The organism is Luteimonas aestuarii, from assembly GCF_004357985.1.
GTDB classification, from domain to species: domain Bacteria; phylum Pseudomonadota; class Gammaproteobacteria; order Xanthomonadales; family Xanthomonadaceae; genus Luteimonas; species Luteimonas aestuarii.
On the sequence record NZ_SMTF01000004.1, the window covers coordinates 88,749 to 114,510 of the forward strand.

25 protein-coding genes are annotated in these 25,762 nt (G+C 68.9%); 12 read left to right on the forward strand and 13 right to left on the reverse strand.

Going from position 1 to position 25,762, the window contains the following annotated elements; genetic code table 11:
- Positions 1-26: 26 nt before the first annotated feature.
- The 4 genes from E2F46_RS07495 to E2F46_RS07510 all read left to right on the forward strand — a co-directional run bounded on the left by E2F46_RS07495 (position 27) and on the right by E2F46_RS07510 (position 3,052).
- On the forward strand, positions 27-620 hold the full coding sequence (locus E2F46_RS07495; RefSeq protein WP_133321460.1) for a C40 family peptidase: 594 nt from the start codon (positions 27-29) through the stop codon (positions 618-620).
- A 108-nt stretch (positions 621-728) separates the two neighbouring features.
- On the forward strand, positions 729-1,397 hold the full coding sequence (locus E2F46_RS07500; protein ID WP_133321461.1) for a C40 family peptidase: 669 nt from the start codon (positions 729-731) through the stop codon (positions 1,395-1,397).
- Positions 1,398-1,720: 323 nt separating this feature from the next.
- Complete coding sequence (locus tag E2F46_RS07505; RefSeq protein ID WP_133321462.1) at positions 1,721-2,140, forward strand: hypothetical protein; 420 nt, start codon at positions 1,721-1,723, stop codon at positions 2,138-2,140.
- Positions 2,141-2,167: 27 nt separating this feature from the next.
- A complete protein-coding gene (locus E2F46_RS07510; protein WP_133321463.1) occupies positions 2,168-3,052 on the forward strand; it encodes a bile acid:sodium symporter family protein in 885 nt (294 codons plus the stop codon).
- A 33-nt stretch (positions 3,053-3,085) separates the two neighbouring features.
- On the opposite strand, the gene E2F46_RS07515 is transcribed toward E2F46_RS07510, so the two are convergent.
- From E2F46_RS07515 to E2F46_RS07525, 3 genes are all read right to left on the reverse strand, one after another.
- On the reverse strand, positions 3,086-3,562 hold the full coding sequence (locus tag E2F46_RS07515) for a hypothetical protein (RefSeq protein WP_133321464.1): 477 nt from the start codon (positions 3,560-3,562) through the stop codon (positions 3,086-3,088).
- A gap of 21 nt (positions 3,563-3,583) precedes the next feature.
- The gene (locus tag E2F46_RS07520) at positions 3,584-3,937 is read right to left on the reverse strand and encodes a DUF6152 family protein (RefSeq protein ID WP_133321465.1); all 354 of its coding nucleotides are present in this window, start codon (positions 3,935-3,937) and stop codon (positions 3,584-3,586) included.
- Between the two features lie 88 nt (positions 3,938-4,025).
- Complete coding sequence (locus tag E2F46_RS07525) at positions 4,026-5,372, reverse strand: dicarboxylate/amino acid:cation symporter (protein ID WP_133321466.1); 1,347 nt, start codon at positions 5,370-5,372, stop codon at positions 4,026-4,028.
- A 139-nt stretch (positions 5,373-5,511) separates the two neighbouring features.
- On the opposite strand from E2F46_RS07525, the gene E2F46_RS07530 reads away from it, so the two are divergent.
- Both E2F46_RS07530 and E2F46_RS07535 read left to right on the forward strand, forming a co-directional pair.
- Positions 5,512-7,209, forward strand: a complete 1,698-nt coding sequence (locus tag E2F46_RS07530) for an alkaline phosphatase family protein (protein WP_133321467.1) — start codon at positions 5,512-5,514, stop codon at positions 7,207-7,209.
- A gap of 213 nt (positions 7,210-7,422) precedes the next feature.
- On the forward strand, positions 7,423-8,613 hold the full coding sequence (locus tag E2F46_RS07535; protein WP_133321468.1) for a patatin-like phospholipase family protein: 1,191 nt from the start codon (positions 7,423-7,425) through the stop codon (positions 8,611-8,613).
- A gap of 108 nt (positions 8,614-8,721) precedes the next feature.
- Here E2F46_RS07535 and E2F46_RS07540 read toward each other — a convergent pair whose 3' ends face one another.
- The gene (locus E2F46_RS07540) at positions 8,722-9,144 is read right to left on the reverse strand and encodes a CopD family protein (RefSeq protein WP_133321469.1); all 423 of its coding nucleotides are present in this window, start codon (positions 9,142-9,144) and stop codon (positions 8,722-8,724) included.
- Between the two features lie 583 nt (positions 9,145-9,727).
- Between E2F46_RS07540 and E2F46_RS07545 the strand changes: the two genes are divergently transcribed.
- Both E2F46_RS07545 and E2F46_RS07550 read left to right on the forward strand, forming a co-directional pair.
- The gene (locus tag E2F46_RS07545) at positions 9,728-10,321 is read left to right on the forward strand and encodes a class I SAM-dependent methyltransferase (RefSeq protein ID WP_133321470.1); all 594 of its coding nucleotides are present in this window, start codon (positions 9,728-9,730) and stop codon (positions 10,319-10,321) included.
- Between the two features lie 76 nt (positions 10,322-10,397).
- Positions 10,398-11,711 (forward strand): polyhydroxyalkanoate depolymerase, encoded by a 1,314-nt coding sequence (locus E2F46_RS07550; protein WP_133321471.1) that lies wholly within the window; start codon positions 10,398-10,400, stop codon positions 11,709-11,711.
- 13 nt (positions 11,712-11,724) lie between these two features.
- Here E2F46_RS07550 and E2F46_RS07555 read toward each other — a convergent pair whose 3' ends face one another.
- From E2F46_RS07555 to E2F46_RS07565, 3 genes are all read right to left on the reverse strand, one after another.
- Complete coding sequence (locus E2F46_RS07555) at positions 11,725-13,035, reverse strand: hypothetical protein (protein ID WP_243720346.1); 1,311 nt, start codon at positions 13,033-13,035, stop codon at positions 11,725-11,727.
- Between the two features lie 68 nt (positions 13,036-13,103).
- Entirely contained in the window at positions 13,104-14,012 is a 909-nt protein-coding gene (locus tag E2F46_RS07560; RefSeq protein WP_133321472.1) for a sensor domain-containing protein, read from the reverse strand.
- Positions 14,009-14,386: a PadR family transcriptional regulator gene (locus E2F46_RS07565; RefSeq protein WP_425599811.1), complete on the reverse strand. Its 378-nt coding sequence runs from the start codon at positions 14,384-14,386 to the stop codon at positions 14,009-14,011. Before E2F46_RS07565 ends, E2F46_RS07560 begins: the two co-directional genes overlap by 4 nt.
- A 55-nt stretch (positions 14,387-14,441) precedes the next feature.
- On the opposite strand from E2F46_RS07565, the gene E2F46_RS07570 reads away from it, so the two are divergent.
- Entirely contained in the window at positions 14,442-15,437 is a 996-nt protein-coding gene (locus E2F46_RS07570) for a peptidylprolyl isomerase (RefSeq protein ID WP_425599812.1), read from the forward strand.
- Between the two features lie 80 nt (positions 15,438-15,517).
- On the forward strand, positions 15,518-15,814 hold the full coding sequence (locus E2F46_RS07575) for a hypothetical protein (RefSeq protein WP_133321474.1): 297 nt from the start codon (positions 15,518-15,520) through the stop codon (positions 15,812-15,814).
- A gap of 53 nt (positions 15,815-15,867) precedes the next feature.
- Here the strand turns inward: E2F46_RS07575 and E2F46_RS07580 are convergent, their stop codons facing one another.
- A complete protein-coding gene (locus tag E2F46_RS07580) occupies positions 15,868-16,827 on the reverse strand; it encodes an aldo/keto reductase (RefSeq protein ID WP_133321475.1) in 960 nt (319 codons plus the stop codon).
- A 155-nt stretch (positions 16,828-16,982) separates the two neighbouring features.
- Between E2F46_RS07580 and E2F46_RS07585 the strand changes: the two genes are divergently transcribed.
- Both E2F46_RS07585 and E2F46_RS07590 read left to right on the forward strand, forming a co-directional pair.
- Positions 16,983-17,303, forward strand: coding sequence for a metalloregulator ArsR/SmtB family transcription factor (locus E2F46_RS07585; protein WP_133321476.1), 321 nt, complete (start codon positions 16,983-16,985; stop codon positions 17,301-17,303).
- Between the two features lie 10 nt (positions 17,304-17,313).
- A complete protein-coding gene (locus E2F46_RS07590) occupies positions 17,314-18,729 on the forward strand; it encodes a DUF2867 domain-containing protein (RefSeq protein ID WP_133321477.1) in 1,416 nt (471 codons plus the stop codon).
- Here the strand turns inward: E2F46_RS07590 and E2F46_RS07595 are convergent.
- The 5 genes from E2F46_RS07595 to E2F46_RS07615 form a co-directional block, all read right to left on the reverse strand.
- Complete coding sequence (locus E2F46_RS07595; protein ID WP_165967392.1) at positions 18,726-19,439, reverse strand: DUF4349 domain-containing protein; 714 nt, start codon at positions 19,437-19,439, stop codon at positions 18,726-18,728. The two genes, E2F46_RS07590 and E2F46_RS07595, sit on opposite strands and share 4 nt — an antisense overlap.
- A 221-nt stretch (positions 19,440-19,660) precedes the next feature.
- A complete protein-coding gene (locus E2F46_RS07600; RefSeq protein ID WP_133321479.1) occupies positions 19,661-21,499 on the reverse strand; it encodes a carboxypeptidase regulatory-like domain-containing protein in 1,839 nt (612 codons plus the stop codon).
- The gene (locus tag E2F46_RS07605) at positions 21,496-23,697 is read right to left on the reverse strand and encodes a DUF4175 domain-containing protein (protein ID WP_243720347.1); all 2,202 of its coding nucleotides are present in this window, start codon (positions 23,695-23,697) and stop codon (positions 21,496-21,498) included. The genes E2F46_RS07600 and E2F46_RS07605 overlap by 4 nt, the downstream gene beginning before the upstream one ends.
- Positions 23,694-24,872, reverse strand: coding sequence for a BatA domain-containing protein (locus E2F46_RS07610; protein WP_133321480.1), 1,179 nt, complete (start codon positions 24,870-24,872; stop codon positions 23,694-23,696). Before E2F46_RS07610 ends, E2F46_RS07605 begins: the two co-directional genes overlap by 4 nt.
- Positions 24,869-25,762 (reverse strand): DUF58 domain-containing protein, encoded by an 894-nt coding sequence (locus E2F46_RS07615; RefSeq protein WP_133321481.1) that lies wholly within the window; start codon positions 25,760-25,762, stop codon positions 24,869-24,871. Before E2F46_RS07615 ends, E2F46_RS07610 begins: the two co-directional genes overlap by 4 nt.

Sequence of the window (25,762 nt, forward strand, 5' to 3'; positions counted from 1 at the left end):
TTGCCCGGCGAAGGCACGATGCCGGCATGGAACGCAGGCAGAGTGGCCCACGCAAGGCCGGGCATTATCCAAGTTGCGGCACGGCCGCGCCAATCATCCGGCTCACGGGCCTGTCGGTGCTGCTGCCGTGCCTGCTGCTGGCCGCCTGCGGCCGCAAGGACACCCGCCCCGCCCCGCCCGCCTCCAGCCCGACCGCCAGCCCGGCGACACGGGACTGGCCGGTGGTCCAACCCGGCGACCCCGCCGCCGCCAACGCCGTGCTGATGCGTGCGATCAGTCTGGTCGGCACCCCGTACCGGTACGGGGGAAACACGCCCGAAGGTGGCTTCGATTGCAGCGGGCTGGTCAATTACGTGTTCCGCGACATGCTGGACCTGCGCCTGCCGCGCACCTCGCGGGAACTGGCGGCCTACCAGGGGCCGCGGATCGACCCCCACCGGCTGGCGACAGCCGACCTGGTGTTTTTCGGCAGTGGCGGACAGGTCACCCACGTCGGGATCTATGTCGGCGAAGGCCGCTTCGTGCACGCGCCCAGTACGGGCGGCACGGTGCGGCTCGACCATCTGGACGGCAGCTACTGGCGCAGGAATTACTCGGGCGCACGCCGGGTCCTGCGTTGAAACGTGAAGGAAATCACAGGGTTGCCCACGCAGCGTTAACTTTATTTGAACATTTCACGCCGTCTTCTCGGGCAACATCGCCGCTGCTTTTGACGACGTGAAGCCCGCGTGACGACGACTGACCACCCAACAGGCCGCCCCAACGCCCTCCGCATCCGCCGCTTGCCAGCCTTCGCCTGTGCTTGCGTACTGACCTTCATTGCACTCCCCGCTTTTGCCGGCCCCGGCCTCGTTGCCGACTCGGCCGACCAGCTGCCCGTGAACGACTCCGTGGTGCAGTCGATCGCCCCGGACACCGTGCCGGTGGCAGACCGCAAGCTGCTGTTCGCCAGCGACGTGAACCAGCTGATCGCCGCCCGTACCGAAACCCCGATCCAGGTCGAGCCGGAAGGTCGCGTGCAGCGCATGCTGCGTGGCGCGCTGTCGCTGCTGGGCACGCCCTACCGCTGGGGCGGCACCTCGCCGGATGGCGGCTTCGACTGCAGCGGACTGGTCAACTACGTGTTCCGCACCACCCTGGGCATCGAACTGCCGCGCGTCTCGCGCGACATGGCCCGCGACGGCGAGCGCGTCGAGCGTACCGCCCTGAGCGCCGGCGACCTGGTGTTCTTCAGCCGCCGTGGCCGCACCATCGACCATGTGGGCATCTACCTCGGCGAAGGCCGCTTCGTGCATGCCCCGCGCACCGGCAAGGACGTGATGGTCTCGGAGCTGGACACCGGCTACTGGTCGCAGCGCTTCATGCAGGCGCGTCGCGTCGCCGGGATCGGCAGCTGATCGCTCCGACCGACTGACCGTCCGGATCGAAGGCCGCAGCGATGCGGCCTTTTTCGTGGCTCTTTTCTCGATCGAACGACTGTCGTGCGCTGGCGGCAGGTCCTTGCCTCGGCTGTCCGCCCAGCCCACCGGGAAGTGGAGGCGCCTGCCGGGGCCGCGCCGACCAAGCGGATATCGGGCCGCGACCCGGCGTGGTCCCGGCTGGCGCCCTCTGCGCCCGTGGAGTCGGAACAGGAACCCGGCGCCACGATCTTGCGATGCCCTCCGATGCGCGCCATCCTGCGCAGGCGCATCCCGACCACCGATGCCGAGGGGAACCCGACGTGCTGCGAACGATCCTGGCGATACTCGCCGGCCTGCTGGTCGCACTGGTGACGATCGTCGCGATGGAATACCTCGGGATGTCGCTGTTCCCTGTGCCCGCCGGCGCCACGCTCGAGGACGAAGCCGACCTCGCCCGCCTGGTCGCCGAGGCTCCGACCGGCAAACTGCTGTGGGTCGCGCTGGGATGGGCGCTGGCCGCCCTGCTCGGTGGCTGGACCGCGGCCCGGCTGTCACGCGCCCATCGCCGCGTCGCGGCGCTCTGCGTCGGTGGTTTGATCGTGGTCGGCGTGGGAGCGACCGTCGCCACCATTCCGCATCCGGCGTGGATGGTCGCCACAGGCTTGTTGCTGCCGCTGCCGATCGCCTGGCTGGCTGCACGGCACACCATGCGTGCCGGCATGGCACCACCCCACTCCTGACCCGTTCCCGACAAGAGACCGCCCACCATGCAGGCATCCCTGCTGACCAACCTGCTGCTGCCGCTCGCGCTGGGCGTAATCATGCTCGGCCTCGGCCTGGGCCTGACGATCGACGACTTCAAGCGCGTGGCCCGCTATCCCCGCGCCGTGCTGATCGGGTTGTTCCTGCAGACCGGCGTGTTGCCGTGGGCCGCGTTCGCGCTGGCGCTGCTGTTCAAGTTGCCACCGGAGCTGGCCGTGGGCCTGATGCTGCTGGCCGCCTCGCCGGGCGGTGCCACGGCCAACATCTACAGCCACCTCGCGCACGGCGACGTGGCGCTCAACATCACGCTCACCGCGATCAACAGCCTGCTGTGCCTGCTGACGCTGCCGATCATCCTGAATCTGTCGCTGGAATACTTCCTCGGCGCCGGACAATACGTCCCGCCGCCGGTGCAGAAGATCGTCGAGGTGGCCTCGATCATCGTGATCCCGGTGGCGCTGGGCATGACCATCCGCCACTTCGCCACCGCGTTCGCGCTGCGCATGGAAAAGCCGATCCGCTTGCTGTCGGTCGTCGTGCTGGTGCTGCTGATCGGCGCCGCCGTGGCGCAATCGTGGACGCTGCTGGTCGCCTGGTTCGCGGCGGTCGGCCTGGCCTGCCTGCTGTTCAACCTGGTCAGCATGGGCACCGGCTACCTCGCGCCGCTGGCGATCCGCCTGCCGAAGAAGCAGGCGATCGCGATCGCGATGGAGATCGGCATCCACAACGGTACGCTGGCGATCTTCATCGCGCTCAACGTCCTGCAGAACGCGGCGATGTCGGTGCCGGCCGCGATCTACAGCCTGCTGATGTTCTTCACCGCCGCCGTGTTCGCGTTCTGGGCGTCGCGTCGCAAGGGGACGCAAGAGCCGGGAAGCGCGCCAGCCTGAGCACACGCCACCTGCCAGGGGCATGCACCACGGTCAGACGTAGGCAATCATGCGCCCGGCCACCAGCGCCAGACTCCACAGCAGGATCGAAAGCAACGCCTGGACGCGGGCCGACAGCGGCACCACGTTCCGCCAGCGCCCCAGGTGCCGGCCTTGGAGGACGCGGAACGCAACGGCGTTGGCCAGTCCGAGCGCGACCAGCAGCAGCTTCAGCAGCATGACGCGATTGGCCGCCAAAGCCGTCGCATCCGCGGCCAACAGTGCGATGCCGCTCGCCAGCATCAGCACGCCGCCGGCGACGGCAATCGGCGTCAGCGCGGCGGATACGGCATCCGGGGCGAACGCCTTCCCGTACCCGAGTAGTCGCAGATCGAGCAAGACGATCGGCCCGACCAGCAGCGCCAGGCCGACCAGGTGCAGGACGTTGACGATCGGGTAGTTCCACCCGGCGCGCACCCAGGCGCCCAGCGACGACGCCTCCAGCGCGGCCGCGAGCGCCTGCGGATCCATCCAGCCGGTCCCTGCGGGCCCTCAGCGAAGCTCGACGGTGGTGCCATCGACCACGATGCGCTCGGCACGCAGTTCGCGCGTGCCGTCGAGGCGCGGGTAGGCCTCGATGGTGATGGTCCGCCCCACCGCCAGGCCATCCTGCGGCAAACCGCGCGTTTCCATCCGGGTCGTCGGTGCGAGCACCACGTCCCAACGGTTGCCTTCATGCTCGACCACGACTTCGGCGTGCGGGTTGCGATACCGGACCTCGATCAGCTCCGCGTCGAAGCGCATCGCCTGGTCGGCGTCATAGCTGCTCCACCCGTGGTGGGCAGCGGCAGGCAACGCCACGAACAGGGCGGCAAGGACGAACGGCAGCAGGCGATTGATGCGCATCGGCATTCTCCAGCGGGGTATCGGTGAAGGCCGTGTATAGCGCAACCCGCGTCAAGGGCGCATGCGCATCGCCAGGCCGCGGACGGCCTCAACCATCATCGCGGCCCGCCGGCGACGTCGAGGGGTCGATGCCCACGTTGCTCGAAGCCGCCTCGTACACTTCGTGGTCCAGCAGCCCGGTCTGCTTCGCCACCAGCACCGGCACCAGCACCTGGCCGGTGACGTTGGTCATCGTGCGCATCATGTCGAGGATGCGGTCGATGGCGTAGAGGATGCCGATGGCTTCCAGCGGCAGGCCCGCCGCGCTCAGCACCACGGTCACCATCACCACCGCCGTGCCCGGCACGCCGGCGGTGCCGAAGCTCCCCAGCACCGACGCCAGGGCGATGATGAAGTACTGCCCGGCCGACAGTTCCAGCCCCATGTATTGCGCGATGAATACCGCGGCCAGCGCCGGGTAGATCGCGCCGCACCCGTCCATCTTGATGCTGGCCCCCAGCGGCACGGCGAAACCGGCGTAATCGCGGTTCACGCCCAGGTTGTGCGTGGCCGAGCTGAGCGAGAGCGGCAGCGCGGCGAAGCTGCTGGAAGCGACGAAGCCGACCTGCATCGCCGGCGCCGCGCCGCGGAAGAACTTCAGCGGATTCAACCGGTGCGCCAGCAGCAGTCCGCCGTAGACCACGACGATGTGGAAGGCGCAGGCGACGTACAGCGCGATGACGAACTTGCCCAGCGGAATCAGCTGCTCGAACCCGTACGTGCCCACCAGCGCCGCGATCAGGCCGAAAGTGCCGATGGGCGTGGCTTCCAGCACGAAGCGCGTGACCTGGATCATCAGCTCGCGCGCCTGGTCGAACAGCGAGCGCAGGCCGAGGGTCTTCTCGCCCAGTTTCACCAGTGCGAACCCGATCAGCCCGGCGAAGAAGATCACCTGGAGGATGGTGAAGTTGCTGGGGATGATGATGTTCTGCCCGTCCACGGTCCTGCCCGCGCCCAGCGCCGCCAGCGCGCGGAACGGGTTCTCCGGCACGATGTTGACCAGCACGTCCAGCGGACCGGGCACGTCGCGCGGACGGTAGTTTTCCGCGACCTGCAGGCTGGCGACATCCACGCCGGTGCCGGGCTTCAGCAGCAGGCCGAACGACAAACCCACCGCGACCGCCAGCACCGCGGTGATCGCGAACCAGAGGAAGGTGCGCCCGGCGAGGCCCGCGATCGAACGTTGGCCCGCGAGCGAGCCGACCGCGCTCACCACGGCGAAGAACACCAGCGGGATCGCGATCATCTTGATCAGGTTGACGTACACCGTGCCCAGCGGCCCGAACCAAGCCTGCGCCGCGGGCCCCATCAGCCAGCCGGCCAGTGCGCCCAACACGAAGGCGCCGGCCACGCGCTGCCAGAACGGGATCGCCAACCACGCAGACACCAGTCGCATCGTGCTTCCTCACATACCAAGTCCGCACCTTAGCCGACGCGCCACGCGCTGGCGATCCCGGCGCTGGAACGCCGCGCTGTCATGGCCGGGACACCGGCACGCGGCATAATCCGTGGTTTGTTCTGGGGGACCAGGCTTGATGCACCGGAAACTGGCGATGCCCGCCGCGCTCTTCACTGCCCTGCTGGCCGGCTGCGCCAGCACCGCGCCGGACCGGTCCGCACAGGCCACGCGCTGGCACGTGGACGTCCCCTCGATCCAGCGCCCACAAGGCGAAACCCCCGCGTGGTGGTACCGCAGCGGCGCCGCGCATGCCGCGGCCAATGGCGCGATGTCGGCGCGGGCGAAGAACGTCATCGTGTTCCTTGGCGACGGCATGAGCCTGACCACGGTGGCCGCCGCGCGCATCCTGGAAGGCCAGCGCAACGGCCAGCCGGGCGAAGAGCAACTGCTGTCGTGGGAGCACTTCCCGCAGACCGCGTTCGCCAAGACCTACAACACCGATTCGCAGACGCCGGACTCGGCCGGCACCATGACCGCGATCGCCACCGGCGTGAAATCGCACATGGGCGCGATCGGCGTGGCCTCGGGGTTGCGCAGCGACTGCGCGGGCAGCCTGCAGCGTCCACTACAGTCGTGGCTGCGCCTGGCCGATGCCGCAGGGCTGGCCAGCGGCATCGTCACCACCACGCGCCTCACCCATGCCACGCCCGCAGCACTGTATGCGCACTCGCCAGACCGCAACTGGGAGAGCGACGCCAGCACGCCAGCCGCCGCCCAGGAGGCCGGCTGCCGCGACATCGCCAGCCAGCTGCTCGACTTCGCGCCCGGCCGCGGGCCGGCCGTACTGCTGGGCGGCGGGCGCCGCGAATTCATGCCGGTAACGCAGGGCGATCCCGAAACCCCTGGCAAGGCGGGCCTGCGCGGTGACGGTCGCAACGTCATCGAAGAATGGCGACGACGCAACCCTGGCGGCGCATTTGTCTGGAACCGCGCGCAATTCCGCGCGGTTGGCGGCGCCACGCCCGTGCTCGGCCTGTTCGAGCACGACCACATGCAGTACGACCACGACCGCGACGACAGCGACGCCGGCGAACCCGACCTCGAGGAGATGACACGCTTCGCCATCGACCGCCTCTCGCGCGGCGGCAACGGCTACGTGCTCCTGGTCGAGGGTGGGCGCATCGACCACGCCCACCACGAAGGCAACGCCCATCGCGCGCTGGTCGACACCCTTGCGATGTCGCGTGCGGTTCACGCCGCAGCGGAGATGACGTCCGCCGACGATACGCTGATCATCGTCACCGCCGATCATTCGCATACCCTCGGCTTCGTGGGCTACCCCAAGCGTGGCAACCCGATCCTGGGCAAGGTCCGCGGGCGCATGACCGAGGACGACGATCCCGACCACTACGCGCTCGACGCGCTGGGATTGCCGTACACCACGCTGGTGTACGCCAATGGCCCGGGCTACACCGGTGCCAGCCGCCGCCAGCCCGCGGGACCGAAACGGCACCTGCACCAGCCTGGTGGGTTCCAGCCGGCCACCGGCCGTCCCGACCTGACCGGGGTGGACACCACCGATCCGGATTTCATGCAGGAAGCGCTGGTGCCGATGGCCAGCGAAACGCACGGCGGCGACGACGTGGGCATCTGGTCGCGCGGCCCGGGCAGCCACGCCCTGCGCGGCACCATGGAACAGCACGTGATTTACCACGTCATCGTGCAGTCCATGCCCGCATTGCGCGAACAATTGTGCGCGGACGGGACCTGCAACGCCGAGGGTGTGCCGGTGGAACTGCCGCGGGTCCCCGCGCGCGACAGCGTCGCCGAGTAACCAACGGCTTCCGGCCTTTCCACCCGCCAACCCCTCACCTCCGCGAACACGGGGATCCTTGCAGATGACGGCATGCGACTGTGACGTCCCTGGAGCCCGCGTCCGCGGGGGCGACGCCGCTTGTCGGGGGATCGCACGCCGGCGGGTGGATGACCCACAACAGGTGCCCCAGCCGTACCGCCCCGGGGAAACCACCCGCGCTATGCTGCGTGCATGCCCGTCGCCATCGATCCCCGTCCCGACGTTTGCGAGCGCGTCGCGCGCTACCCGACCGTCGCGCTGGTCCTGCAGGGCGGCGGCGCGCTGGGCGGCTACCAGTGCGGCGTGTACGAAGGCCTGCATGCGGCCGGCCTCCGTCCCAACTGGTTCGCGGGCATTTCCATCGGCGCGATCAACGCCGCCATCCTTGCCGGCAATGCGCCGGAAGATCGCGTCGCGGCGCTGCGCGGCTTCTGGGAACTGATCAGCGAGCCGGGTGGCAACTTCGCCTTGCCGGCAATGGCGGTGCGTGGCGCGATCGCCGCGTTTCCGGACGAGACCGAGCTGCTGGCCTGGGCACGCGGCATGAGCGCATTCGGCGCCCTGCTGCAGGGCCAGCGCGGCTTCTTCGAACCGCGTCTGCTGTCGCCGTTCCTGTTCACCGATGGCAGCCCGCAGTCGACCAGCTTCTACGACACCACGCCGCTGTACGCCACGCTGGAGCGCTTCGTCGACTTCGATCGCATCAACCGCGATGACGAGGTGCGGCTCACCGTGGGTGCCACCGGCATCACCCGCGGCAACTTCCGCTACTTCGACAGCGCACGCGAGGCCATCGGCCCGGAACACATCGTCGCATCCGGTGCGCTGCCGCCAGCGTTTCCCGCGGTGGAGATCGAGGGCGAGTGGTACTGGGACGGCGGCATCGTCTCCAACACGCCGCTGGAATACATCCTGGAATGCCGCCCGCACGAAGATACCCTTGCCCTGCAGGTGGACCTGTGGAGTGCGCGCGGCGAACCGCCGCGGACGATGATGGACGTGCTGGAACGCATGAAGGACATCCGCTTCTCCAGCCGCACCCGGCACGGCACGCAGATGGTGGAACTGGCGCAGCGGCTGCGCACGTCGCTGAAGGAACTGATCGAACGCATCCCCGACCGCAAGCTGCCCGCGCACCTCCAGGATGTCCTGGCGCCCTACCTCGACGACCGCGTGTTCAACATCGTGCACCTGATCTACCAGAGCAAGACGCACGAGCAGCAGCACAAGGACTACGCCTTCGGCCGCATCCCGCTGCGGGAACACTGGGACAGCGGCCTGCGCGACATGGCGCTGACGCTGGACCACCCGGCGTTCTTCGATCTTCCCGATCGCGACATCGGCGTGGCCACCCACGACGTGCATCGGCACGCCAACGGCTGAAATCCCGCGGATGCATTCCTGCGCGCGGTGTCGGTCGCCTGCCGCCTGAGGGATCGCGGTGCCTCGATCCAGCGTACCTGGTGATGCGCCTGTCGCCGGACCAAGCCGTCAGAACGGCTTCGCCAGCACCAGGTAGATCACCGCCAGCAGCAGGAACACCGGGATCTCGTTGAACCAGCGCAACGCCCCGGAGGACGGCAACGCACGTCCGGCAGCCGCGCCCTTCAGCCAGCGCCCCGCGACGATGAAATGCGCGAGCAGCAACGCGACCACAAGCAGCTTGGCGTGCATCCAGCCGCCGCCGATGCGGAAGTGCATCCACAGCACCAGCCCAAGCACGATGGCGAAACCGAACATCACGTGCCCGAAGCGATACAGCCGCCGCCCCATCGTCACCAGTCGCGCGCGCACCGCGGCATCGTCCCCCGCCTCGACCAGGTTGATCAGGATCCGTGGCAGGTAGAACGCCGCCGCCACCCAGGCCATCACGAACAGCAGGTGGAAGGTCTTCGTCCACAGGTAGGCTTGCATCGCGTTGCACTCGCTGCGCGACCCGATCGCGCGATCGGCCCATTGTAGAAGCACGCCATGCGCGCGACCAAGCCCGCGTACTGTCGCGACGGACACGCTGCGGTGGCAACGGGACAAATCGTTCGAAACCGTCACCCCGGCGCAAGCCGGGATGACAAGTGTTGGTCCGTCGATCTACGTGGAGCAGCAATACTGCTGGAAGACCCGGAGGGCGGCTGGCCTGGGTGAGCCGATGCACGCTCGCGCGCCACTGGCGCGCGCATTGTCCAACGCCCGCGCAGCAAGCACCGGCCGGACTTGGCGGCGAAGCGGACAAGCCAGCCGGTTTTCGACAGGACACGGGTGTCCTGTCGAAAAATCCCGTTGAGCCCAACATGCCCGGTCAGCCCTGATCGGGGAAGGGCATTTCTCTGGTTACTTCCTTGACCGGCTGCGCCGTTCGCTTCGCAGTGTGCCAGCACAGAACATGGCCCGCCCTTCAGGGCGAAGCGCTCTTGTGCTTGCATGGCTCCGCCAGCCCCGGCCGTGTGTCGCGCGCATGGCGTGCTCCTACAATGGCGACTGCTCTCCCGCGAACCGCCACATGGACAAGCGCTACGACCAGGCCTACTTCGACCGCTGGTACCGCCGCGGCGACATCGGCGGCGCGCGGCGACTGGCGCGCAAGGTGGCGCTGGCGGTGGCAACGGCCGAATACCACCTCGAACGCCCGCTGCGCAGCGTGCTCGACATCGGCTGCGGCGAAGGCACCTGGCGCGCGCCGCTGCTGAAACTACGGCCGAAGCTGCAGTACCTCGGCTTCGACAGCAGCACCTGGGCCATCGAGCGGCACGGTGCGCGCCGCAACCTGCACTTCGCGCGCTTCGCCGATTTCGCGCACTTGCGGCCGTGCCCTCCCGTGGACCTGCTGGTCTGCAGCGACGTGCTGCACTACCTGCCCGCGCGCGAGATCGACCACGGCCTGCCCGGGCTGGCCGAGCTCTGCGGCGGCGTCGCCTTCCTGGAATGCTTCGCCCGCGAGGACGAGGCCGACGGCGACGACGATGGCTTCGTGCGCCGCCCTGCGACCTTCTACCGCAAGCGCTTCGAAGGCGCAGGTTTCCGCCAGGTCGGCTCGCATTGCTGGCTGTCACCCGTCCTCGCCGATGACGCCGCGGCGCTGGAAACCACGTCCTGAAAGGACGCCAACCGGTTCACCCGCGCACCGGCTGGATCGGATATGCTGCGACGCAGCAACCGCAGTGGACCCTCCCATGCTCCTGTACCAGTTCCACGAACTCGGACGCGCCTGGATGGCGCCCTTCACGTATTGGGCCGAAGCCAACGCCAAGGCGTTTTCCGCTTCGGGCAGCTGGCTGTCGGCATTGGCCGGCGCCGAGCGCATCGCCGCGGCGAACGAGCTGGCCTACCGCATCGGCAAGGACTACGAGAAGCCCGCGTTCGACATCCACGCGGTCGAGGTGGATGGCGCGACCTATCCGGTGGTGGAGAAGATCGCGCTGGACAAGCCGTTCTGCCGCCTGCTGCGCTTCAAGCGCTATACCGACGATGCCGGCAGCATCTCGGAGATGAAGGGCCAGCCGACGGTGCTGATCGTCGCGCCGCTGTCGGGGCACCATTCCACCCTGCTGCGCGACACCGTGCGTACCATGCTCCGCGACCACAAGGTCTACATCACCGACTGGGTCGATGCGCGCATGGTGCCGAAGGAGGCCGGCGCATTCACCCTGGACGACTACGTCGCCTACATCGAGGAGTTCATCCGCCAGATCGGCGCGAAGGACCTGCACGTGATGAGCGTGTGCCAGCCGACCGTACCGGTCCTGGCCGCCGTATCGCTGATGGCCGCGCGTGGCGAAGACACCCCGCGCTCGCTGGTGATGATGGGCGGGCCCATCGATACCCGCGAATCGCCGACCTCGGTCAACAACCTCGCCACGCAAAAGCCGCTGTGGTGGTTCGAGTCCAACCTGATCCATCCGGTGCCGCAAAACTACCCCGGCGCCGGCCGCCGCGTGTACCCGGGCTTCATGCAACACGCCGGTTTCATGGCGATGAACCCCGAACGCCACTTCGTGTCGCACTGGGACTACTACCAGGACCTGTTGAAGGGCGACCTGGACACCACCGACGCGCACCGCCGCTTCTACGACGAATACAACGCCGTGCTGGACATGCCGGCCGAGTACTACCTCGACACCGTGCGCGTGGTGTTCCAGCAGCACCTGCTGCCGCGCGGCGAGTGGGACGTGGCCGGCGAACGCGTCACCCCCGCCGCCATCCGCGGCACCGCCCTGCTGACCATCGAGGGCGAACTGGACGACATTTCCGGCCAGGGCCAGACCCGCGCCGCGCACAAGCTGTGCACCGGCGTCGCCGAAGCGGACCGCAAGCACCTCACCGTCAAGGGCGCCGGCCACTACGGCATCTTCAGTGGCCGCCGCTGGCGCGAGCAGGTCTACCCGCAGGTGCGTGAGTTCATTGCCGGGAATGCGACGGCGGCGACGCGAAAGCCTGCCGCTCGCAAGACCCCCCGCAAGCCCGCTCGAAAAGCCACACGCGGCTGATCGCCACCGGGTGTCAGTCGGCGCAGGCGTCCTGCAGGCCTTCGTACACCCGCCAGCCATCGTCCGTGCGCAGCAGTCGCCAGCCGGACGAGAGCGACAGCGTCCATCCCTGCCCCGTCCACGTGGCGCCGCAGCCTTCGAGCGTCGCGGCATCGACAGTGACGCCGGACCAGTCCGGCGCCATCAGTGCGCCTTCGGTAGCCAACAATTCGCCCCAGGCCGAACGCACGGTCAGGGTGCCGTATACGGTGCCGGCGTCGCCCAGCGGAAACAGCGTGCGCGGGTCGAACGACACCGCAGGATCGCGCATCGGCAACCGCAATGTCAGGCCCTCGACGAAGCGGCTGCGGTAGGCGTCCGCTCGCCGCGCCCTGGCCACCGCGCGTTCGCGCTCGGCGGCACGCACCTCGACGATCCCGTAATCGAGCCCTGCGGTTCCGGCCTCGACTTCACTTGGCGGCAGGGCCTGCGCCAGCAGCGACGGCAGGTCGCTCTGGCCGCCCACCTCCGCGCGCCATCCGTCGCGCCAGCGGTCCAGCAACAGGCCATAGGCCGGCCCGGTGGCGTAGGCCATCGAACGTACGAAGCCGTCGTTCGCATCGGCCGTGTGCAGCGCCTCCAGCAGAGCCGGCGCGGGATCCGCTGCGCTGGCGACGCGTCCGCTGTATTCGGCCAGGCCCTCGTTGCGTTCCAGCCGCGCTTCCTGCGCCAGCACGTCCGTGCCCAGTTCGCCCTGGGCCGACCGGCGCGCCCGGAACGCGAGCGCGGCCTGCGCGTGGCCGCGGGCGGCGGCATCTTTGTCGCTTGCAATCGCCTGCGACAGGGCACGCAACTCCAGTCGCAGCCAGGTGCGGCCCGCCTCCCCGTCCAGGTGCGCGTTGTCGCCCTCTTCCGCCGGCAGGCCCAGCGCGTCCTGCTCGCAGTGCCAGCGTTCGTGCCAGAGCAGGCGCGCGAGCGCGTCGTCGTCATCCGCCAGCGGCAGCATCAGCATCACCATCGGCGCGCCGTCCACCTCGATGCAGGTGTTGGCCGGCAACTGCCCCTCGCGCAGCGCGACGCGCAGCGGCTGGCCCGAAGCCGGGTCGCTGCGCCAGGCCCGGCGCGTCGACGGCTCGATCAGCAGCACCGGCGCGTCCAGCGCCAGACCCCAGAGCGCCTGCGCACGCCGGCCCGATTCCGGATCGTCGGCGATGTCGGCGACGCGGGCCAGGTCCCGTGCGATCTCCGCGGGCACCGGTTCCACCGCCATCGCCATCGCCGTCGTCGCCATCACCAGCGATGCCGCTATCAAGATGGCTTCACGCTTACCCCGCTGCCTGCTCATCTCCCCCTCCCCGGAACGCACGGATGACGAACCGCTCTGGTGCCAACCGGTGCACCATGCCGCCATTCTCACGCGTATTGCGATGTCTTCACCAGCAGGTGCTTCGCGAACAGGCCGTGCAGCCGTCCGATGCCGCGGGCGATATGCATCGTGGCGAACAGCAGGGCGATGCCGACCAGACTGACCACAGGGAGCAGCCACGGCGTCTGCTCGGGCAGGTTCAAACCGAACATCCATACGCTCAACTCGATGCCCGGCAACAGCGTGAGCGGACTGAGTGCGAACGACAACGATACCGCCAACAGCGTCACAGCAATGGTGAAGTACGCGATGCCCAGCGGCAGCATCAGCAGGAAATACAGCAGCGTGCTCCAGGTGCGCGGGTCGGTGAACATGTCGCCGATGCGCTGCCACAGGCTGCGGCCACGCACGGTGTACAGCGGCCGTCGCGGCATGCGTTCGCCCAGCATCACCTCGACGATGCGTCCTTCCACCAGCGACAGCACGCGCACCGAACCGAAGAACAGGATCAGCAGCGGAATGCCGATGATGGTCACCGACAGACCCAGCGACACCGAGAAGCCCGCCACTACCCAGACGAAGTAGAAGATGCCGGTGGCCAGCGCCAGCACCATGTAGAACAGCGAGGCATAGGCGCGCGGGTCGGCGAATACGCCGAAGAACCGTCCCCAGGCAGACTTGCGTACCGGCGGCGGAGGCGGCCGCAGCGCGGTCTGTACCTTCACCTCGGTGTCCCGGTAGATGTCGGCCACCTCGTCGGGCGCGCCGTAACTGGACGCAACGGCGGCGATCACCTCCGCTTCCGACTTGCCGGGGTTTTCGGCCAGTTCGGAACGCAGGTATTCCTCGGCGTCGTACAGCGCGTCCTGGATCAACGCGGGATCGGCCCCGGCCAGCGAGCGGCGAAGATGCGCCAGGTATTCGGGGATCGTGGTCGGCAGGCGTTCGGTGTTCATTCTCGGCTCCCCTCCAGGACGGAATCGACGGAATCGCGGGTGGCGCGCCAGGCGGCGGCCCAGTCGCGCAGCGCGGTGCGGCCCTGCGCGGTGATGCGGTAGTAGCGACGCGGCGGCCCCGCGTCGGACGGTTCGACGAAGCTGTCCAGCAGGCCGGCCGCCTGCAGGTTGCGCAGCACGGGGTACAGCGCGCTCTGCTTGCCGGCGAGCACGCCGTCGCCGCTGCGCTCCAGGGTCTTGGCGATCTGATAGCCGTACATGGGTTCCCCCGAGGCGGCCAGCACCGCCAGCAGCACCAGCGCCACCGTGCCGGCGCTCAGTTCCTTCTGGAACTTGCGCAGCTGCGGGTCACCGATGTCGTCGCCAGCGCCCACGGGCGGCCTCCCTGATGGTGGAGACGATACTATTACTCAGTTCGCTATAGCGGATGTGCCATTAGTCGCCCCCGGCCGGAGTTCGGCCACAATCCGGGGACCGCCCGACGCCGGAGTCCCGATGCCTGTCCTTTCGCCCCTGCGCACCCTCCTGCCTGCCCTGCTGCTGGGCCTCGCCGCGCCAGCCTCCGCCGACGACGCTGCCGGGCCGCCGACCACGCAGCAGGTCCTGGATGCCTCGCAGCCTTCGGACTGGCGTACGCCCGACCCGGCCAACACCCTGTACATGGACCTCGAAGGCGGGCGCGTCGTGATCGAGCTGGCGCCTGCGTTCGCGCCGGAGCACGTGGCCAACATCCGCACCCTGGCCCGCGAGGGCTTCTGGAACGGCACCAGCCTGTACCGCTCGCATGACAACTTCGTGGTGCAGTTCGGCGACGCCGACGCCGACGAACCGGCGCTGGCCAAGTCCATCGGCAGCGCGAAATCCGCACTACCCGCCGAGTTCGAGCGCAGCGCGCGCGGCCTGCCCTTCCATCCGCTGCCGGACCCGGATGGCTGGGCGGCCGAGGTCGGGTTCAGTGACGGCTTCCCCGCCGCCCGCGAGAGCGCCGAGGGCCAGGCCTGGATGGCGCACTGCTATGGCGCGCTGGGTGCGGGGCGCGGCATGGAGGCCGACAGCAGCATCGGCGCCGAACTCTACGTGGTAACCGGGCAATCGCCGCGTCAACTCGACCGGAACATCACCGTCGTGGGTCGCGTGCTGTCGGGCATGGAACTGTTGAGCGCACTGCCGCGCGGCACTGGCCCGCTGGGCTTCTACGAAACCGAGGCAGAGCGCACGCCGATCCCATCGCTGCGCCTTGCCTCGGACGTGCCCGAAGATGAACGCGAACGCATCGAAGTGCTGCGCACCGACACCGCCACGTTCGATGCCTACGTCGAATCGCGGCGCAATCGTCGCGACGCGTTCTACAAGCGCCCTGCGGGCCATGTCGACCTGTGCAACATCGCCATCCCCACGCGCGTGCCATCGGACGGGGAAGGCTGAATCCGCGCCTGCAAATCGTCACGCCGATTTCCCCCGGTGATTCCTACGCTGCGGTCGCCCCCATACGCATCGAGGACCCCATGGCCCAGCTACGACTCCGCATCGCCGGCAGCGACGACCACGCCCGCGCGATCATCAACCTGTTGCAAAGCCTCGAGGGCATCGAGCACGTCGAGGAAACCGACGACCTGATGCCGCACATGGACGATGCCGATTCCAGCTCGGCCGGCCTGCACGACGTGCGCAGCGCCAAGACGCACCAGGTGGAAGTGGAAGTACCCAACCCGTCCACAGCGCGCAAGGTGCGCGAAGCGGTGGAAGCACTGGCATTCGACCTCGACGCCCTGGTCGAGATCGAGGATGACGAAGAAGCGTGACCGCCGGACCCGGGGCGTGAGGGCCGCGGCACGCGCCGCGACCCCTTGGCTCGTCAGCCTTCGGCCGCGGGCAACGCCTCGATGAATTCGACCATGCGCCGGCGCTGCGCCTCGTCGGGCAAGCGCCCGCGCGCAGCCCCGAGGTTGTCCGCCATGTTGCGCGCGCGGCTGGTGGCCGGGGTGACGCAGGTCACCGCCGGATGCGCGGCGACAAACTTGATCATGAACTGCGCCCACGACGTGGCGTCGAACTCCGCCGCCCACTCCGGCAGCGGACGGTCGCCGATGCGGTTCCACAGGCGCGTGCGCCCGAACGGCACGTACACCAGCACGCCGATCTTGCGCTCCAGCGCCAGCGGCAGGATGGTTTCTTCCACATCACGGTTGTCCACCGCGTAGTCGACGCCGATGAAGTCGATGTCCTCGTTGCGCATCGCTTCGATCAGCCGCGGATACGCCGGCTTGCTGGTGGAGGTGACGCCGACGTAGCGGATGCGGCCCTCGGCCTTGTATTCGTTGAGGATGCCCAGTTGGGTCGGAATGTCGGCCAGGTTGTGCACCTGCACCAGGTCCAGCGTGTCCTTGCCGATCAACTTGAACGAATTCTCGATCTGCTCGCGCGCCTTCGCCGGGTCGGCCTTGTCCTCGCCACGCCCGACCACGTTCACCTTCGTGGCCCAGAACAGTTTGTCGGTCAGGCCGAGTTCGCGCGCAATGGTGCCCGCCACCTCCTCGGACGCGCCGTAGCTTGGCGCGGTATCGAACACCGTGCCCCCGCCATCGACCAGCGCCTGCAGCACCTCGCGCAGGGCGGAGACATCTTCGCTTCGCGCAACCTGCGAGAACGTGGCCGAGCTGCCGAGCCCCACCAGCGGCACGCGTTCGCCGGATGACGGAATGGCACGCGTGAGCACGGGGCCGGCACCGGATTCTGCAAACAGGCGGCCCGAAGGCAAGGCGGCCGCCAGCGCGGCGGCAACGGAAAACTTCAGGCAATCGCGACGGGTCGCCATCGACGGTCTCCTTTGATGAATGGGGAAAGAGGTGATGCGTGGGGATGTTTGAGTCTGGCCCAGCGCAGTGCGGGGTTCAACCGACGGAAGTCACTTGACACGGCAGCCGATGATGAATAACTTAACTAATAAGTTAATTGCATAATTAAACAATCATGTCGATCGACAAGGTGTTCGAAGCGCTGGCCTCGCAGCCGCGGCGGGAAATCCTGGCCTACCTGTCCGCGCAGGAACTGACGGCCGGCGAGATCGCCAGTCGCTTCGACATGAGCGCGCCCGCGATTTCCCGCCATCTCTCGGTACTCGAGTCCGCGGGATTGGTCATCGGCCAGCGTCGTGGCCAGTTCGTGCACTACCGGTTGAGGCCGGACAACCTGGTCAATTCGTTGACCGGATTCGCGTTCGAGATCTGCCCCACCGCCGGGCCACTGAAGCGCGAGTCGCGCAAGTTGTCGAAGGCCGCGAAGACACGCTGAGGATCGGCCCATGCCTGCATTCGTCCACAGGACCACGGGATTCCCCCTCGTCCGCATCCCCTCCGGCAACGGCGGCATGGCGGTGGAGGTCTGCCTGGTCGCGCAGCTCCCGCCGGGCACCGGCAACCAGCTGTTCGCCGACGCCGGCCATCGGCAGCGCGGCCATCCCGGTTACATCGACGCCCTCGACGAGCCTTCCACCAAGTTGTTCGGCATCGATCTGGCCCGCGGCGAAGCGACATCGTTGTACTCGTTCACAGTGGACCACGGCGGCCACCCCTTCCATCGCCACGCCGGCCATCGTGTGTTCACCGCCGTCGCCGGCAGCGGTGGCGCGCAGCTGCGTTTCTCGACCATCGCTGACGACGCACTGCGGGCCGACCCCGATGCATTCGCCGGTTCGCTGCACTGCGTGGACGTGGCGCCGGACAGCCTGTTCGTGGTCCGCTTCGGCGGTGGCACCTGGCACCAGTTCGTTCCGCTGCGGCAAGGCAGCCGCCATCCGGCTTTCTTCGCACTGTCTTGCCACACCGACGAACGCGGGGGCATCACGGACCCCGCACTGCTCGCCGCAATCGGCGAGGATCGTGCCAGCATCCCCGCACTGACAGAGCTCCTGCCCGCGCCCGCGGCGGAGCGGCTCGCTGATGGACGGATCGATCCACGCCAAGGCCGCACGACCACCCTCTCCCTCCATGCCGCACCGGACACGCTGCCTGCGCGACTGTGCGCGCGCCTGCGCGATGCCTCGGGACGTGTCCGGCGCGCGATCGCCGCACGCCGCACGTCTCCCGGCTTCATCGGGACGGACCACCGCCACCAGCTGGATGAGCTGGATGCGGTGCCGCACGAATCCCTGCTCGCGAGGCAGTTCGATGAAAGCCATGACCATGACGACATGTTCGTGCTCACGCTGCCTGCCGGCACGGTGCCTCGCGGCGATGCGGGAAACCTGCTGGCCGACGTGCTCGATGGCTTCCTCCACAACCCTCCGACCGGCGTGTCCTGGCTGATGCGGCTGCGCAACGTGCTGGTGAGGCCGTGGCGGTTACGCACCTCGCCGCTGGGGTGCCCTGTGTCCTCCTTGCTCTCGGAGCAACCTGACCAGTTGTTCGCAGGCCGCCACCCGGTGCTCGCGCAGTGCGTACCCGGCGCGCGCTATGCCGAAGTGTTGCTCGGCGCCGACGACAGGCACCTGCAATTCCGCTCCTGCGTCGGCATCGCCATCGACGAAGACGGCGCTGCCCGCATCTGGCTGGGCACGCGCGTGCGTTGCACCAACCTGTTCGGTCGCTTCTACATGGCCGCGATCACCGGCGTGCACCGCCAGTACATTTCCCCGGCGATGCTGCGCATGGCCGTTGCCTACGTCCTCCACGCCCGCACGGAAGCGACGCCTGGTCCCATGGCGATGGCGCGCGGCTAAGGCCCTCGGGACGTTTCACGTCGCCTGCGGCGACGACGGATCCAGAACACCACCCCCGCAACCAGCACCGCGATCGGCAGCAGGAACGCGAATGCCCGGATCGTCCAGGCCACGCCTGCGGCGAGGATGCCGCCGGATTCGCGCAGGGCGACGACGATATCGTTGCGGTTCGATTGGCCGCTGGGCGGCTGGAAGTTGAGCGTAAGCAATTGCGTGTCGATGCGCCTGCGGTGCTGCGCACCTTGTTGCTCGGCCGCTTCCAATTGGGATTCAACCTCGGCCACCTGCCGCGACAGTGCGATCATGTCGGCGACGGCCAGGTCGCGACGCGACTGGAACTCCTGCAGCCGTTCACGCTCGTTGCGCAGCCGCGCGAGGCTGAGCTCGTTGTCGTGCACTGCAACCGCAAGGTCCTCGGCACGCGTGGATCGCTGGCCGATGTCGGCGCCCTCGCTCGCCAGCGCAACCATCGGCTCGACGCCTGTGGGAACGATGCGCATGCCGAGGCTGGCACTGGGATAGTCGCCCCCTTGCTGCTGCACGTTCAACACCACGCACTCGCCAAAGCGGCCTTCGTTGCACGCCGTCTGGGCAGCCTTGAGCTTCGAATCGATGCCAGCGGCAGGCATGCGCACGCCAACGACGTGCTCATAGGCCAGGAACGAACGCAGCCCGGCCTCCTCGCCCGGCGCGCCCCGCGGTGCGACCATGCCGACATCCGCGGTGGCCGCACTGGCGAACCCGTCAGTGTGTTGCGGACGATCGCACGCCGCCAGCGCCACGCACGACAGCGACAGCGCGATGGCGAAACGCCGTGCGTGCGCGGGACGATGGCCCCTGCACCGGGATGCATCGCGAACGAAACCGTTACGACACGGATGGATCGACATCGCCCGCTCCAGCCTGGAAAGCGCGCAGCATAGCGCGCCGGTCAACGTGACTCGCCACCCACTTCGCGATGACCGAGCCGGGAGCGTTCGAGCCACCACAGGGCCGCGGCCAATGCCAACCAGGCGAGGAACCAGGGCCAGGCGCTGGTGGCCTGATGCACCACGCCAACGCGCTCGTCCGACAACGCCGGGCGATCCGGCCGCGCGGCAAGCGCCAGCGTGGCCTCTCGCAGCTCCGCCACACGCACGCCCGGCAGCGCGTCCTTGTTCGACACATGGAACCACTGTCGTTCCGATGGCGTCTCCAGCACATGCCAGCCAGCGCTGCGTGGCCAGAACGCAGCGCAACCGCGTGCGGCGGCATCAGCGACAAGCGCGACGCGACGTCCGTCCGGCGCCAGCACGAAGGCGTCCTGCGCAGGGGTGCAGATCGCCAGCCGCTCGTCGACGCGCCGGGTCCCGATGATCTCCGCGGCATCCCTCGCCCGCGCACGTACCAATGGCGAGAGGCCCGCGTTCCACAGCCCGGCATGCAGGTCGGCATGCCCGGACAGCGGCAATCGCCAGGTGTCCAGCAGGGTCCAGATGCCCACGCGACCCTCGCCACGTGCATGCCACCATCCCGGCGGCGCGCCTTCGGCGGCGAACCGCATCGGCACTGCGCCTGTACCCACGACACGCCAGTCGCGATGCGTCAGCGTGGGTATATCCTCGTCCTGTCCGGTCGTCTCGATCGGCGCATCGTCGCTGCCGGTCCCCCGCCAGGCGTGGATGGCATCGTCGCCAGATAGTATCGGCGCTGGAACACGGACCACCTTGGTGCCACGACCGCCCTCGAAACGCAGGCCATCGCCCTGCAGCGACTGCAATGCCGCGCCAGCCAGCACCGTGTCGGCGCGCACCATGAGGCCGAGCCCGGCATCGACAGCCTGCAGCACCGTCGCGCGACCGCTTCTACCAAGATCGGACCAAGCCCGTGCATCCGCGATCAGCAGGTCATGGCGCGCCAACGCATCCGTCGTGATCGACGGCGCGTCGCCCAGCTGCATGCCTGCGCCCAGCGCAATGCGCGCATCCACGTCGAACCCCGCGTCCTGCAGCCAGCGTCGCAGCGCGCGGGTTTCAGGATTCGGCGCGCCAGCCAGCAGCAGCACGCGCAATCGTGGCGCAGCTTGGACACGAACCGGCACATCGGCGGTTTCGATGCGCACGCCATCGCCATCGCTGACCTGCAGGTCGAACATCGCGCTCCCGGGTGCGAATGCGGGTGCGTGCAGCAGGAACTCACCGCCCTCGTGCACGGCAACCGCATCGACGAGGCGGCCCGCCGGGTCGCGCAGTTCGACCTGCGCCCCGTCGGCACCGGCGACCCTGCCGGACACGGCGAACCGCGCCCCAGCGACCACGTCTTCTTCGACGGCCAGCGCGTGGAGCCCTCGCGGCATCGGCGGGAACGCGGCCTCCATCGCGAAGCCCGCCGCGGCATCGCGGTCGCGGGCAGGCAGTCCGAAGCCGATGAGGTGCAGCGCACGCGTGTCCGGGTATCGCCGCAACGCCGTCGCCAGGTCCGGCACGCGTTCGGCGCCTTGCACGGCGGGCGCTTCCGGCAGCGCAACCACACGCCCCCTTGCCCGCATCGCTTCGCGCGCATCCGCGCCTTCCGCCAGGACCGTCAACACGGCTTCGGCACGGACCGCGCGCTCCGGTGGGAACAGCGTCAGGTACAGCAACCCTGCGAACAGCGGCTGCGCCAGCAACAGCACGATCGGGCGCCATGGCCGGACCTGCCTGCGCAGGCGATGCCAACGCCACGCCACGCGCAGGCACGCGACCGAAGCCGCAACGGCAAGGACCACAGCGGTGGCGAGCGGCAGGTTCATTGCGCGCCCTCCCCTGCCTGCAGCGCATCGAGATAGCGTCGACCGGATGCTCCCGCCGCATCGCGCGGCGCGATGCCCGCCGCCGGGCGCTGCATCGCCGCCCACAGCACCGCACGCAGTGCGTCGAGGCAGCTGCGACACGCTGGGTCGATGCGCAGCGCATCGATCGCCGCCACCAGCGCCAGCGGATCGCGCACACGCGCCGGATGCGTCGCCGCCCAGGCCTGCAGCGCATCGAGTGCGGCGACATCGGGGGTAGCCCCCGTCTCGAGCCCACGCCACGCCGCCAGCACTGGATCGGTGTCGCGTGCGGGCGGTGCGGGCAAGGCGCGCGAAGCGATGCCATCTCGCTTGCCGCCAAGGCGTCGGCTTTCATCCACCGGGGGCAATTGCGACCCAACCCGCGGCAGGTAGATGCGGTCGGCCTGCTGCACCTGCTTGATCAGCTCCAGCGCACGGTTGGCGTAGGGCAGCGCATCCCGTGGCGCGCCCTGGCGCAGGTGCAACTCGGACTGCCACATCTCGCGCAGCGCGCCGCGCAGGATTTCGCGCGTCTTCGGGTCCAGCAGCGTCGCCGCTTCCGGCAGGTCGTGGATGTGGCCGAAGGCTTCGACCACACCACTGCCATCGCCGAAACCGTCGGTGGGTGCCGGGACCGCATGGTCGTGATCGTCGTGGTCGTGGCCATGTCCGTCGCCGGGGCCATGCGCATGGTCGGAATGGTCCTGGCCGTCGTCGTGCGCATGTGGCGAGCCGGGCAGCGAGTCCGGGTCCAGGTCGCTGGTCGGCAAGTCGCTGGTTGGCAAAGACGGCGCCCCTTCGCTTTCTTCGCCCAGGAACTGGCCATAGCGCAGGCGCAGCAGGCGCTGGTCGACGCCGATGGTGTCGGATCGCGCGAGGAAGGCGTCATCCGTCAGGCGTGGTCTTTCCGCGATCAGCGCTTCTGCATCGATGATGATCTGGCGCTGGCTGCGGAAGTACGCCGGCAGGATTTGCCGCGCCAGTCCGTCGAGGCCCTCGGCGCCCAGCGGCGTGCGCTCCGGCCAGCGCAGGATCGCGCTGGCGCTGCGCGCGACCTGCGGCTGCGGCGCGCGGTTGTCGCGCACCTCCAGTCGCACGATCAGGTCCTCGCCACGCTGCACGCCGTAACGCGCCGGATCGAGCGTGGTTTCGAATCGGAGCTGCCGGCGGTCGCCTCGCCCGCGCAGCGCCATGTCATGTTCGATGAAACGGATGTTCTCGCCGGTCCCTTCCGTACGCGTGACCAGCAGGCGCGCGTCGATGGCCAGGCCATGGTCGTCCTCGGCCTCGAATGCCACGGCCCACGCGCGCGGCAGGGGATCGGCCAGGGTCAGGGCCCGTTCCGGCTGTCGCACGCGCACGCGCGGCGGCTGGTCGGGCCGGGCATCGATGCGATGCAGGCTTGCCACCGCGGCATCGCCCTGCACCACCACGCGGTAAAGCATCGAGGCATCCAGGACTGTCTCGGCCAGCCAGTCGCCCTCCTCGCGCCGCAGCGGAATGTCACGATCCTCGTGCGTCCGCAACACGACGCCCTCGGGTTGCGGATCGAAGCGCAGCCGCCATTGCAGGCGCGAACCGACAGGCGCCTGTGCGTCCAGCGAGTCTGTCCGGCTGGCGGCGATGCCGGTGTAGGCGGGCGGCGCGATGTTGAGTGTTGCCGTCTGCAACGCAGGTGGTCCAACAGCTGCCGTGGCACGCGACGCCTGCGTCGCCGTGGACGGCACGATGGTCGCTGCCGGCCATGCCAACGCCCATGCCACGACCAGGACCGCCAATGCCCATGCCGGCACGATGAGGTGCCAGGACCATGCTGGCCGCAGATCCGGCGCCGGGCGATCGCGCAATCGCTGTTGCACGCGCGATTGCTGCAGGCGCTGCAACGGCGACAACGATGCCTGCGGACGCGACAGCAGGTGGGCGCTGTCATCCAGATCGCGCCGTGCGGCGTCGAGCCGTGCCGCTGCCCAAGCGATATCGAACCGGCGCGCCCGCCATGCACCCAGGGCAATTGCCAGCACGCATCCCCCGAGAAACAACACCAAGGCTGCGGTCGTCCCCCACATGCGCCAGGCCAGTGCCGCGAATGCAAGCGCCGCAGCGATGCCTGCCAGCGCGATGCTGGATGTCGCGCGCATGCGCGATGCCTGTGCAAGCCGGCGCAGCACGTCGCTCACGGCCGCACCTCGCGGCGCATCGATGTCGCCAGCCAGCGTTCGGCCAGCACCAGCAGCGCGATCAACAAGGCCAGCCAAGGCCGCAGATCGCGAGGCGCGACCGGCCACGCCATGGGGCTGCGCGTGGGGGCGACTTCGTGCGCATGGGCAACGCCCGGTGCGGGCGTTGCGTCGAACAGCGCCCGCAAATGTTGCGGAAAGCCGGGGTCCAGCAACTGCGGCATCGCATCCGGGGTCATCGGTTGCAGGAGACGCATCATGCGCCCCGCGCCCAACGGGGCCTCCTCGATCAGTGCGACACCCTCAACATCGCGCCAAAGCGTGCGACGCGTTGTTTCCGGCAGTACGATTTCGACATCAAACGCCAGCAGCGCATCCCCACCGCCCTCGATCCAGCCCACGATGCCCGCAGGCAGCGTGCCCGGCGCCAGCCAGGCGAGGCGTTGCGTGCCCGCGTCGAGCGGCACCTGCGCGTCGGCAACATCCAATGGCGCATCGGCAGCATCGCTATCGCGCAATGCGAGCGCGGCCGCACGCAGCGCGCGCACCGGGAACGCATCCGCCTGCCCCGGCGCGTGGCGGATCGCAAGGTCGAATACTTCTGCTTCGACGGCATCCGCAGCCTTTGCGGCACCGCTTTCGATCACTTGCCAGTCGACGTCTCGCGACAGCGAAACGACTGCGCCATCCAACCCCGCGACGCTCGCCGGTACGACCACCCGCAGCGGCGCGTCGGCTGGCAGCCGGGCGTCCAGCTCGCGCAGCAGGCTGGCCAGCGGCGGTCGACGCGATGCCGCAGGCAACGGCGTGTCCACGGCAGGAAATCCCGGCGCGAGCCAGCGCACCTCTGCCGCCTCGCCCTGCACGGCCGCGGATGCAGCGGCAGGATCGACGTCCGGCGCAACGGCGATCCACGGCGTGCGATCGCCGGTGCCGATCAACACCGGATGCGCCAGCCACAACGCCAGCAGCGCCAGCAGCATCAGGCGCAACAGCAGCAACGGCCATTCGTCGAACCGGATCCTGCGTCGTGGCCGTGGCCGCGCGCGCAGCCAGCGCAGGGCCGCGAACACCGTGCGCCGCTGCTGTTCGCGCCGCGCGAGATGCAGCAGCAGCGGGATGCCGAGGGCCAGCAGCGAGGACAGCGCGGCCGGCAGCAGCAACGACAGGCTCATCCAGCGCCACCGGCGTGCGTCGGGAACAGGGTGCGCAACGGCAAGTCCAGCGCCGTGTCCAGATGGCAGGTCGCGTGGCGGATACCGGCCGCATCGAAGCGTGCATGCAACACCCCTTGCGCTTCGCCGAACCTCGCCAGGAACGCCTCGCGCAGTGCGCGGCCGTCGCCGGGCAGTTCCTCGCCGGTCTCGGGATCGATGAAGCGCCTGCCATCGGCGAACGGGAAATCGCGCTCCGCAGCCGTCAGTACCTGGATCACGCAGACCTCGCGCCGGGCGCGCGCCAGGCGCTCGAGCAGCGACACCGGCCCGTCATCGAAGCAGTCGCCGATGTAGACCACCATCTCATCCGCGGCAATGCGTTCCCACAGCGGGCGCCAGGCCTGCTCGCCAGGTACGCCGCCGCCAGCCTGCGCGCCATGCAAGGCGAGCAACGCGCGATCGCGGTGACGCGATCCGGACGATGCAGGCAACCAGGTCGAGCCCGCGTCATGCAGGACGGCCAGGCCGATGCGATCCCCCTGCCGAACCGCAGTTTCGATAATGGCCGCAGCCAACGCTTTTCCGGCATCCAGCCGCATCCAGTCGGGACGGGACTCGTCGGACTGCGCCATCGATGCGCTGGCATCCAGCAGCACCCACACCGCCAGCGGGCTATCTCGCTCGGCTTCGCGCACGAAGAAGCGGTCGCTGCGTGCGTACAGCTTCCAGTCGATCCGCCGCAGTTCGTCCCCGGGCTCGTAGGCCCGGTATTGCGAGAACTCCAGCCCGGCACCACGATCGCGACTGCGATGCTGTCCGCCACCGCGCAACGGGCTGGTGCGGCGCGACGCGATGCGCAAGTCGCACAGCCGCGCCCGCAGTTCGGCGGGCAGGAGGTCGCGGGCCAT

Bases quoted from the DNA above. Each gene is read 5' to 3' on its own strand.
- E2F46_RS07600 (WP_133321479.1), bottom strand. From the start codon at position 21,499: ATGAACCTGCCGCTCGCCACCGCTGTGGTCCTTGCCGTTGCGGCTTCG.
- E2F46_RS07560 (WP_133321472.1), bottom strand. From the start codon at position 14,012: ATGAACACCGAACGCCTGCCGACCACGATCCCCGAATACCTGGCGCAT.
- E2F46_RS07555 (WP_243720346.1), bottom strand. From the start codon at position 13,035: ATGAGCAGGCAGCGGGGTAAGCGTGAAGCCATCTTGATAGCGGCATCG.
- E2F46_RS07585 (WP_133321476.1), top strand. From the start codon at position 16,983: ATGTCGATCGACAAGGTGTTCGAAGCGCTGGCCTCGCAGCCGCGGCGG.
- E2F46_RS07515 (WP_133321464.1), bottom strand. From the start codon at position 3,562: ATGGATCCGCAGGCGCTCGCGGCCGCGCTGGAGGCGTCGTCGCTGGGC.
- E2F46_RS07580 (WP_133321475.1), bottom strand. From the start codon at position 16,827: ATGGCGACCCGTCGCGATTGCCTGAAGTTTTCCGTTGCCGCCGCGCTG.
- E2F46_RS07495 (WP_133321460.1), top strand. From the start codon at position 27: ATGGAACGCAGGCAGAGTGGCCCACGCAAGGCCGGGCATTATCCAAGT.
- E2F46_RS07530 (WP_133321467.1), top strand. From the start codon at position 5,512: ATGCACCGGAAACTGGCGATGCCCGCCGCGCTCTTCACTGCCCTGCTG.
- E2F46_RS07590 (WP_133321477.1), top strand. From the start codon at position 17,314: ATGCCTGCATTCGTCCACAGGACCACGGGATTCCCCCTCGTCCGCATC.
- E2F46_RS07595 (WP_165967392.1), bottom strand. From the start codon at position 19,439: ATGGTCGCACCGCGGGGCGCGCCGGGCGAGGAGGCCGGGCTGCGTTCG.
- E2F46_RS07540 (WP_133321469.1), bottom strand. From the start codon at position 9,144: ATGCAAGCCTACCTGTGGACGAAGACCTTCCACCTGCTGTTCGTGATG.
- E2F46_RS07575 (WP_133321474.1), top strand. From the start codon at position 15,518: ATGGCCCAGCTACGACTCCGCATCGCCGGCAGCGACGACCACGCCCGC.
- E2F46_RS07525 (WP_133321466.1), bottom strand. From the start codon at position 5,372: ATGCGACTGGTGTCTGCGTGGTTGGCGATCCCGTTCTGGCAGCGCGTG.
- E2F46_RS07545 (WP_133321470.1), top strand. From the start codon at position 9,728: ATGGACAAGCGCTACGACCAGGCCTACTTCGACCGCTGGTACCGCCGC.
- E2F46_RS07535 (WP_133321468.1), top strand. From the start codon at position 7,423: ATGCCCGTCGCCATCGATCCCCGTCCCGACGTTTGCGAGCGCGTCGCG.
- E2F46_RS07550 (WP_133321471.1), top strand. From the start codon at position 10,398: ATGCTCCTGTACCAGTTCCACGAACTCGGACGCGCCTGGATGGCGCCC.
- E2F46_RS07615 (WP_133321481.1), bottom strand. From the start codon at position 25,762: ATGGCCCGCGACCTCCTGCCCGCCGAACTGCGGGCGCGGCTGTGCGAC.
- E2F46_RS07610 (WP_133321480.1), bottom strand. From the start codon at position 24,872: ATGAGCCTGTCGTTGCTGCTGCCGGCCGCGCTGTCCTCGCTGCTGGCC.
- E2F46_RS07510 (WP_133321463.1), top strand. From the start codon at position 2,168: ATGCAGGCATCCCTGCTGACCAACCTGCTGCTGCCGCTCGCGCTGGGC.
- E2F46_RS07520 (WP_133321465.1), bottom strand. From the start codon at position 3,937: ATGCGCATCAATCGCCTGCTGCCGTTCGTCCTTGCCGCCCTGTTCGTG.